Source organism: Methylobacterium sp. CCH5-D2, from assembly GCF_001556475.1.
Taxonomy (GTDB): domain Bacteria; phylum Pseudomonadota; class Alphaproteobacteria; order Rhizobiales; family Beijerinckiaceae; genus Methylobacterium; species Methylobacterium hispanicum.
The window spans coordinates 1-8436 of the sequence record NZ_LSIX01000601.1; the positions used below are offsets into that span (position 1 = coordinate 1).

An 8436-nucleotide genomic window follows, 5' to 3' on the forward strand; every position below is an offset into this window, starting at 1 on the left:
CGGCTCCTACGTGGAGCGGGCGCCGACCGGCTACGAGCTGTTCTCGCAGGGGCCGCACGACGCCACCGCCACCTTCGAGATCGGCGACCCGCGGCTCCGGCTCGAGCGCGCCCGCACGGTCGAGGCCAGCATCCGCCACGCGGTGGGGCCGCTCCGCTTCGAGGCGACGGGCTTCTACACGCGCTACACCGGCTTCATCTACAAGCGCCTGACCGGCCTCCTCTGCGACGACGACTTCGCGAGCTGCGGCGCGGGCGACGAGTTGCGCCAGGTCGTCTACTCGCAGCAGAACGCGACGTTCTACGGCGCGGAACTCATCGGCCAGTACGATGCCATCCCGGTCGGCAACGGCTTCTTCGGCATCGAGGGCCAGTTCGACTCCGTGCGGGCAAAGTTCGACGACGGCACCAACGTGCCGCGCATCCCGCCCTACCGGATCGGCGGTGGCGTCTACCTGCGGGCGGAGGGCTGGTTCGCCCGGGTGAACCTGTTGCACGCCTTCGCGCAGAACCGGGTCGCGCCCAACGAGACGCCGACACCGGGCTACGACGACCTGCGGGCCGAGCTCAGCTACACCAAGCCGCTCGACCCGGCGGTCTACGGGATGAGCGAGGTCACGCTCGGCCTCCAGGGCCGCAACCTGCTCGACGCCGACATCCGCAACGCGGCCTCGTTCAAGAAGGACGAGATCCTGCTGCCGGGGCGCAACGTGCGGCTGTTCCTGACGGCGCGGTTCTGAGCGGGCTGATCGGGATACGGTTGTGTCCGGCCTCGCCGGCCCTCGCGGATGAAACACAGGCCTTTTCCCGGACACCTGGAACGCAGTGGAAGGTGATCCGGGATCCAGACGGCCAAGTGCCGCAAAGCGGCTCCATCTTCAGCAACCTTGCAGCAGATGGACGCTTCGCGACATCGTGTGCTGGGTCCCGGATCACCCTCCGCTGACGCTCCGGGCGTCCGGGAAAGCGGCGGTCCGGTCGAGGCCAGGCAGCCGGCATCCGTTGAGCGGCGACAGGCTCACCCGTGGCAGGTGCAGCCGGCATGGTCGCAGCCGGCATGGTCCGGGTGCCCCGCGGCGCACTCGTCGCAGCAGAAGGCCTTGCCGTCCCGCTCGACCGCCTTCGCCACCGGGACCACGCAGACGCAGTCCGGGCAGGCGCATTTCACCATCTCGACATCGACGCTCGCCATGATTCCACTCCCCGTGCCGGGTATCGGCAGGTCATCCTCCCCCATCCCGACGCCGGAGGCCAGAGCCTCGGCGCGACACCGCGGACTGTGATCCTCCGCGCGCCGAGCGCGTTGCCTCCCAAAGCCGGCCCGCCGCGTTGCCGGACCGGGCGAAGGGATGCGTGCGCGATGACCGACCAGAAGATCGAAGCCTACGAGGGCCCGGCGGGCGGCTGGGGCTCGGCCAAGTCCCTGGCCGAGATCCTGACCCGGGAGCAGATCCCGGCGTCGGGCGCCGCGATGCTGATGAAACAGAACAAGCCCGACGGCTTCATGTGCGTCTCGTGCGCCTGGGCGAAGCCCGCCAAGCCCTTGGCCTTCGAGTATTGCGAGAACGGCGCCAAGGCCACCGCCTGGGAGCAGACGAGGCGGCGCACGACCCCCGACTTCTTCGCCCGGCACAGCGTCACCGAACTCCTCTCCTGGCCGGACTACGACCTGGAGGAGCAGGGCCGGCTCACCCATCCGATGCGCTACGATCACCAGAGCGACCGCTACGTGCCGGTCGCCTGGAGCGAGGCGTTCGCGGAGATCGGCCGCGAACTGAAGGGTCTCGATCCGAAGTCGGTGGTCTTCTACGCCTCGGGTCGCGCCTCGCTCGAGACGAGCTACCTGTACGCGCTGCTGGCGCGGATGTACGGCAACAACAACCTGCCCGACTCCTCGAACATGTGCCACGAATCGACCTCCGTGGCGCTACCGCAATCGATCGGCGTGCCGGTCGGCACCACGCGGCTGGAGGATTTCGAGTCGACGGACCTGATCCTGTTCTTCGGCCAGAACGTCGGCTCCAATTCCCCCCGGATGCTGCATCCGCTGCAGGAGGCCCGCCGCCGGGGCGTGCCGATCATCACCTTCAACCCCCTGCGCGAGCGGGGTCTCGAGCGGTTCACCAACCCGCAGGCGCCGCTGGAGATGCTGACCAACAGCTCCACGCAGATCTCGACCCAGTACCATCAGGTCAAGGCGGGCGGCGACCTCGCGGCGCTGACCGGAATGTGCAAGGCGATCCTCGCCGCCGACCGCGACGCCCTGGATGCCGGCCGGCCCCGCATCATCGACGTCGCCTTCGTCGAGGAGCACACCCACGGGCTGGCCGACTTCGTACGCTTCTGCGACGGCCAGGACTGGGCGGACCTGGAGAGCCGATCGGGCCTGAAGCGCGAGGCGCTGGAGGCGGCGGCCAGCGTCTACATGCGGGCGCGCAGCACCATCGGCATCTACGGCATGGGCCTGACCCAGCACCGCCGGGGCACCGAGACGGTGCAGATGCTGGTCAACCTCTTGCTCCTGCGCGGCAATATCGGCCGGCCCGGCGCCGGCATCTGCCCGGTGCGCGGGCACTCGAACGTGCAGGGCCAGCGCACGGTCGGCATCTCGGAGAAGCCGGAACTGGTGCCGCTCGACCGGCTCGCCGAGCAGTACGGCTTCGAGCCGCCGCGCGAGAAGGGCCTCAACACCGTCGAGGTCTGCGAGGGCGTGCTCGACGGGAGCGTGCGGGCCTTCATCGGGCTCGGGGGCAACTTCGTGCGCGCGGTGCCCGACACCGCCCGGATGGAGGAGGCGTGGCGGGGCTTGCGCCTCTCCGTGCAGGTCTCGACCAAGCTCAACCGGGCGCATCTGGTGCGCGGCGAGATCGCCTACATCCTGCCCTGCCTCGGCCGGATCGAGGTGGACCGGCAGGCGAGCGGGCCGCAGGCGGTCTCGATGGAGGATTCCTGCTCGGCCTTCCACGGCTCGCGCGGCGTGTCCGAGCCGGTGAGCGAGCATGTCCGCTCCGAGCCCTGGATCGTCGCCGAGATCGCCAAGGCGACGCTCGCGCCCAACCCCAAGGTCGATTGGGACGGCTGGGTGGCCGATTATTCGACGATCCGCGACAGCATCGAGGCGACCTATCCGGACACGTTCCGGGACTTCAACAAGCGGATGTTCGAGCCCGGCGGCTTCTACAAGCCGCTCGCCGCGCGCGACCGCAAGTGGGAGACGAAGACCGGCAAGGCCAACTTCATCGTGCCGCCGGGCCTCGAGGCCGACCCCGACATGCCGCGCTCCGACCGCTCGGTGATCGACCTGATCACGCTCCGCTCGAACGACCAGTTCAACACCACGGTCTACGGCTACGACGACCGCTTCCGCGGGGTGAAGGGCACGCGCCAAATCCTGTTCATGAACGAGAACGACCTTGCCCGCCTGGGGCTCGCGGACGGCGAGACGGTCGATGTGTCCACCGACGCCGACGACGACGTCGCCCGCGTCGTGCGGGGCCTGCGCGTGGTCCGCTACGACATCCCCGAGGGCAATTGCGGCGGCTACTACCCGGAGATGAACGTGCTGATCCCGCTCTGGCACCACGACGAGCAGGCCAAGACCCCGGCCGCCAAGGCGATCCCGGTGCGCGTCACCCCCGCGGTGCCGGAAGCCGTGACCGGCGGCGCCTGAGCGGGCTCTGGACGCGGGCGCTGCGGCCCGGCAAGGAGGCCGGGCCCCTCGACTCTCGGGCCCGCTCCGGACCTCCTTGCACCGATGACCGACACCGCACCGGACGGACGCCACGCCGCGCTCCTCGACCAGATCGGCGCGGGCGCCTCCGGTCTCGACCTCTCCGGAGCCGCGCTCGGGCGCGCGGGGCTGGCGCCGCTCGCCGATCCGGCGGCGTCCCCGCCCTGGTGGGATGCCGGCTGGGGCGGCCTCGCGCTGGCCGGGCGCGATCTTGGCGATGCCAAGCTGGAGGCGGCCGACCTCTCCGGCGCCAACCTGCACGGCGCCCGGCTCGGCGGTGTGGTCGGCCGCTCGGCCCGCTTCGACGGGGCGAATCTCGAGGAAGCCGACTGCGCGGGCGCCGACCTCAGCGGGGCGGGCTTTCGCGGGGCGGTGGCGGGCCAAGTCAGCTTCGCCGAGGCGATGCTGGAGGATGCCCGCTTCGGCGAGGCCGCCATGCGCTTCGCCAACTTCCGCCAGGCGCTCCTCGACGGGGCGGACTTTTCCGGTGCCGACCTCTGGGGTGCCGACTTCACCGGGGCGGACGCCGACTACACCAACTTCCGCCGTGCCCGCCTCGACGAGGCGAACCTCTCGGACGTCAACCTCACCCACGCGGATTTCGAGGGCGCGAGCCTGACCAAGGCGCGGCTCGTCGGCTCGCGCCTGCGCGGCGCGAACCTCGCCGGGGTCAAGCTCGACGGGGCCGACCTCTCGGGAGCGGACTTCTCCGACACCAGCCTCGTGCGGCTCAACCTCGCCACCTGCCGGCTGACCCACGCGCGCTTCGCGGGCGCCTTCGTCACCGGCACGCGGATGCGCGTCGAGCAGCTCGGCGGCGCGGTGGGCGAGGAGGTGGCGCAGGCCTACGAGGCCGCACAGGCGAGCTACCTCGCCCTGGAGCAGAACTGGCGCAGCATCGGCAGCCAGGACGCGGCGAGCTGGGCCTACAAGCGCGGGCGCCGCATGGGCCGGATGCAGGCCGGCGTCCAGGCACGCGCCGCCTGGACGGCGCGCGACCCGCGCGCCCTCGTCCGCCACGGCTACCGCTGGGTGGCCGACCGCTTCGTGGAGTGGCTGTGCGATTACGGCGAGAGCCTCTCGCGCATCGCCCGCGCCTTCGCGATCGTGATCCTGGTCTTCGGCCTGCTCTACGGCCTGACCGGCGGCATGATCCTGGAGGGCGAGGGCCGGGCGACCTACAACCCCATCGACCTGATGAGCTACAGCGCCCTCAACATGATGACGGCGAACCCGCCCGAGATCGGCATCAAGCCCACGGGCCGCATCGCCAACCTGCTGGTCGGCGTCCAGGGCGCGGCCGGCATCATCCTGATGGGCCTGTTCGGCTTCGTGCTGGGCAACCGGCTGCGGCGCTGAGGACGGCACGGGAGGACTCGGCATGCGCGATGGGACTCGACATCGGGGCGGACGGACGGCCCGCGCGGGTCTCGCCGCCGCGCTCCTGGGGCTCGCCCCCTGGCCGGCCGGCGCCCAGACGCCCGCCGAGCAGGCGCCGCCGGCCGCGACCGAGCCGGCGGACCGCCTGCCCGCCGCCTGCCGCGCCGGGATCGACGCGGGGGCGCGGGCGGCGGGGCTCGATCCGGCCCGGGTCGCGGCCCGGCTCGACGGGCTCGCGCCCGATCCGGCGATCCTGGCGGCGACGGGCGCGCAGGCCGAGTTCGTGCGCCCGATCTGGGCCTATATCGACGCCGCCGTCACCGAGGCGCGGGTCGCGGACGGACAGGCGCGCCTGCGCGACCTCGCGCCGACCTTCGCGGCACTCGAGGAGCGCTACGGCGTCGATCGCCACATCCTGGCGGCCTTCTGGGGCGTCGAGTCGAACTACGGCGGGGGGATGGGCGAGGCACCGGTGCTCCGCTCACTCGCGACGCTCGCCTGCGGCGACGGCGCTCGCGCCGGCTACTGGCGCGACGAGCTGGTCGCCGCCCTGCGAATCGCCGAGGCCGGCGACGGGCCCGACCCGCTCCTCGGCTCCTGGGCGGGCGCGATGGGGCATACCCAGTTCATGCCGAGCGTCTATCTCGCCCACGCGGTCGATTTCGACGGCGACGGGCGGCGCGACATCTGGCGCTCGGCCCCCGACGCGCTCGCCTCGACGGCGCAGTACCTGCGCGCGTCCGGCTGGCGGCCCGGCGAGGGCTGGGGCCAGGAGGTCGCGCTGCCGGCAGGGTTCGATTACGCCCTCGCCGACGAGACCACCGAGCGCAGCCTCGCCGAGTGGGCCGGCCTCGGCCTGCGCCCGGCCCGGGGCGAGCGCTTCGCGGATGCGGAGGCGCAGGCCGTCCTGATCCTGCCGGCCGGCGCGCGGGGGCCCGCCTTCCTGCTCCGGCCGAACTTCCGGGCGATCCTGCGCTACAACACGGCGCTCGCCTACGCGCTCACCGTCGGCCACCTCGCCGACCGCCTGCGCGGCGAGCCGGGTTTTTCTCGCGATTGGCCGCGGGGCGACCGCGCGCTCACCGTCTTCGAGATCCGCGACCTGCAGACGCGGCTCTCCGAACGCGGCCACGCGGCGGGGAGTGCGGACGGCAAGATCGGACCGCGGACGCGGGCGGCGATCCGCGCTTGGCAGGCCACGATCGGCCTGACGCCGGACGGCTACGCCGACCCGGCCCTGCTGGAGCGGATCCGGGCGGAGCGCTGAGGCTGCCACTCTCCCTCCCCCCTCTGCGGGGGAGGGAGAACCGGCGCCTCACGCCTTCACGATGTGCGCGCCCGCGAGGCCGTGCCGGGCGAGCGCGTTGCGGGTGTCGACCACCAGCGGCGCCTCGGCGGCGATCAGCGCGTAGTCGATCCCATCGTGGTCGGTGACGACGAGCGCCGCGTCGCAGGCCCGGAGCGCCTCCGGGGTCAGCGCCACGGAGCGGCGGCCGGCAAGCCCCGGATGGGCGCGGCTCGGCGGGATCTCGGGCACCAGCGGATCGTGGTAGGCGATCGATGCGCCGCGCTCCTCCAGGAGCGCGATCAGCTTGAGCGCCGGGCTCTCGCGCATGTCGTCGAGGTCGCGCTTGTAGGCGACACCGATCAGCAGGATCCGGGCGCCGCCGAGCGGCCGGCCGCGCTGCCGGTCGAGGGCCAGCGCCAGCCGCTCGACCACGTAGCGCGGCATGCCCCGGTTCACCTCGCCGGCGAGCTCGATGAAGCGGGTGGCGACGTCGAACTCCCGCGCCTTCCAGGTGAGATAGAACGGGTCGATCGGGATGCAGTGGCCGCCGAGCCCCGGGCCCGGCCAGAACGGCATGTAGCCGAAGGGCTTGCTGGCCGCCGCCTCGATCACCTCCCAGACGTCGATGCCCATGGCGTCGTAGACGACCTTCAGCTCGTTCACGAGCGCGATGTTGACGGCCCGGAAGATGTTCTCGGTGAGCTTCACGGCCTCGGCGGTCGCGGTCGAGGAGACCGGCACGGTGCGGGCCACGATCGCGCCGTAGAGCGCGTCGGCGAGGTCTCGCGCGCGCGAACCGTCTCCGCCCACGACCTTGGGCACCGTGCTCAGCGTGTGGGTGCGGTTGCCCGGGTCCTCCCGCTCCGGCGAGAAGGCGAGGAAGATCTCGCGCCCGCTCCTGAGGCCCGTCGCCTCGAGGATGGGCTTGACCACCTCCTCGGTGGTGCCGGGCCAAGTGGTCGATTCGAGCACGACGAGCTGACCGGGACGGAGCGTGCGGGCGATGTCGGCGGCGGTGGCGCGGATGTAGGAGAGGTCGGGCTCGCGCTGCGGCGTCAGCGGCGTCGGCACGCAGATCAGGATGGCGTCGCATCGGCCGAGCTCGCCCATGTCGGCGCTGGCCCGGAAGCGGCCGGTGGCGAGCGCGGCGCGCATCCCGTCCGTGTCGAGATGGCTGATCACCGGCTCGCCCGCGTTGATGCGCGCGACCCGGTCCGGGTTGATGTCGAGGCCGATCACGCAGAAGCCCGCCCGCACGGCGGCGAGCGCCAGCGGCAGTCCGACATAGCCGAGGCCGATCACCCCGACGACGGCCGTGCGCTCGGCGAGGCGGCGGGCCAGAGCGTCCGCGAGATCGTCCATGCAAAAGGTCTCAATGGTAGGGGTCGGCGGCGTCGCGCAGGCCGTCGCCCAGGAAGTTGAAGGCCAGCACCGTGACGAGCACCGGCAGGACCGGCACCAGCAGCCAGGGGTAGAGCTGGACGGCGGCGAGGTTCTGGGCCTCGTTGAGGAGCACGCCCCAGCTCGTCACCGGGGGGCGCAGGCCGAGCCCGAGGAAGGACAGGGCCGTCTCGCCCAGGATCATGCCGGGGATCGAGAGCGTCGCCGAGGCGATCAGGTGGCTCATGAAGTTCGGGATCAGGTGCCGGGCGATCACGCGCGTCGGCGAGGCGCCCATCAGCTCGGCGGCGGCGACGAAATCCTCCTCGCGCAGCGCCAGCAGCTTGCCGCGCACGGCCCGCGCCAGCCCCGGCCAGTCGAGCAGCCCCAGGATGATCGTGATGCCGAAGAACACCCAGAGCGGGCTCCAGTTCGGCGGCAGCGCCGCCGAGAGCGCGAGCCAGAGCGGCAGTTCGGGCAGGGAGCGCACCAGCTCGATCAGGCGCTGGATCGCGGCATCCACCACCCCGCCGAAATAGCCCGCTAAGCCGCCGAACAGCAGCCCCAGCGCGAAGGAGATCGCCACGCCCACGAGCCCGATCACGAGCGAGATGCGCGTGCCGTAGATCATGCGCGAGAGGATGTCGCGCCCGAGCCGG

7 protein-coding genes are annotated in these 8436 nt (G+C 72.1%); 4 read left to right on the forward strand and 3 right to left on the reverse strand.

The window, feature by feature from the left end; all coding sequences use genetic code 11:
• Positions 1–739 (forward strand): TonB-dependent receptor (locus AX737_RS15445; RefSeq protein ID WP_156453743.1); only part of this gene is annotated, 739 nt, incomplete at its 5' end.
• 278 nt (positions 740–1017) lie between these two features.
• On the opposite strand, the gene AX737_RS15450 is transcribed toward AX737_RS15445, so the two are convergent.
• Positions 1018–1191, reverse strand: coding sequence for a metallothionein (locus tag AX737_RS15450; RefSeq protein WP_066922734.1), 174 nt, complete (start codon positions 1189–1191; stop codon positions 1018–1020).
• Positions 1192–1359: 168 nt separating this feature from the next.
• Here AX737_RS15450 and AX737_RS15455 point away from each other — a divergent pair, with 168 nt between their 5' ends.
• The 3 genes from AX737_RS15455 (at position 1360) to AX737_RS15465 (ending at position 6376) form a co-directional block, all read left to right on the forward strand.
• Positions 1360–3669, forward strand: coding sequence for an FdhF/YdeP family oxidoreductase (locus AX737_RS15455; protein ID WP_066922736.1), 2310 nt, complete (start codon positions 1360–1362; stop codon positions 3667–3669).
• An 84-nt stretch (positions 3670–3753) separates the two neighbouring features.
• A complete protein-coding gene (locus AX737_RS15460) occupies positions 3754–5088 on the forward strand; it encodes a pentapeptide repeat-containing protein (protein WP_066922738.1) in 1335 nt (444 codons plus the stop codon).
• 22 nt (positions 5089–5110) lie between these two features.
• Positions 5111–6376, forward strand: coding sequence for a lytic murein transglycosylase (locus tag AX737_RS15465; protein ID WP_066922740.1), 1266 nt, complete (start codon positions 5111–5113; stop codon positions 6374–6376).
• 48 nt (positions 6377–6424) lie between these two features.
• On the opposite strand, the gene AX737_RS15470 is transcribed toward AX737_RS15465, so the two are convergent.
• Together AX737_RS15470 and AX737_RS15475 are read right to left on the reverse strand one after the other, a co-directional pair.
• On the reverse strand, positions 6425–7759 hold the full coding sequence (locus AX737_RS15470; protein WP_066922742.1) for a nucleotide sugar dehydrogenase: 1335 nt from the start codon (positions 7757–7759) through the stop codon (positions 6425–6427).
• Positions 7760–7769: 10 nt separating this feature from the next.
• Positions 7770–8436: ABC transporter permease (locus AX737_RS15475; RefSeq protein WP_156453744.1), on the reverse strand; the 667-nt coding region annotated here is incomplete at its 5' end.

What these genes read in the sequence shown, in the direction of transcription:
- AX737_RS15450 (WP_066922734.1), bottom strand. Translation starts at nt 1,191, where the DNA reads ATGGCGAGCGTCGATGTCGAGATGGTGAAATGCGCCTGCCCGGACTGC.
- AX737_RS15455 (WP_066922736.1), top strand. Translation starts at nt 1,360, where the DNA reads ATGACCGACCAGAAGATCGAAGCCTACGAGGGCCCGGCGGGCGGCTGG.
- AX737_RS15460 (WP_066922738.1), top strand. Translation starts at nt 3,754, where the DNA reads ATGACCGACACCGCACCGGACGGACGCCACGCCGCGCTCCTCGACCAG.
- AX737_RS15465 (WP_066922740.1), top strand. Translation starts at nt 5,111, where the DNA reads ATGCGCGATGGGACTCGACATCGGGGCGGACGGACGGCCCGCGCGGGT.
- AX737_RS15470 (WP_066922742.1), bottom strand. Translation starts at nt 7,759, where the DNA reads ATGGACGATCTCGCGGACGCTCTGGCCCGCCGCCTCGCCGAGCGCACG.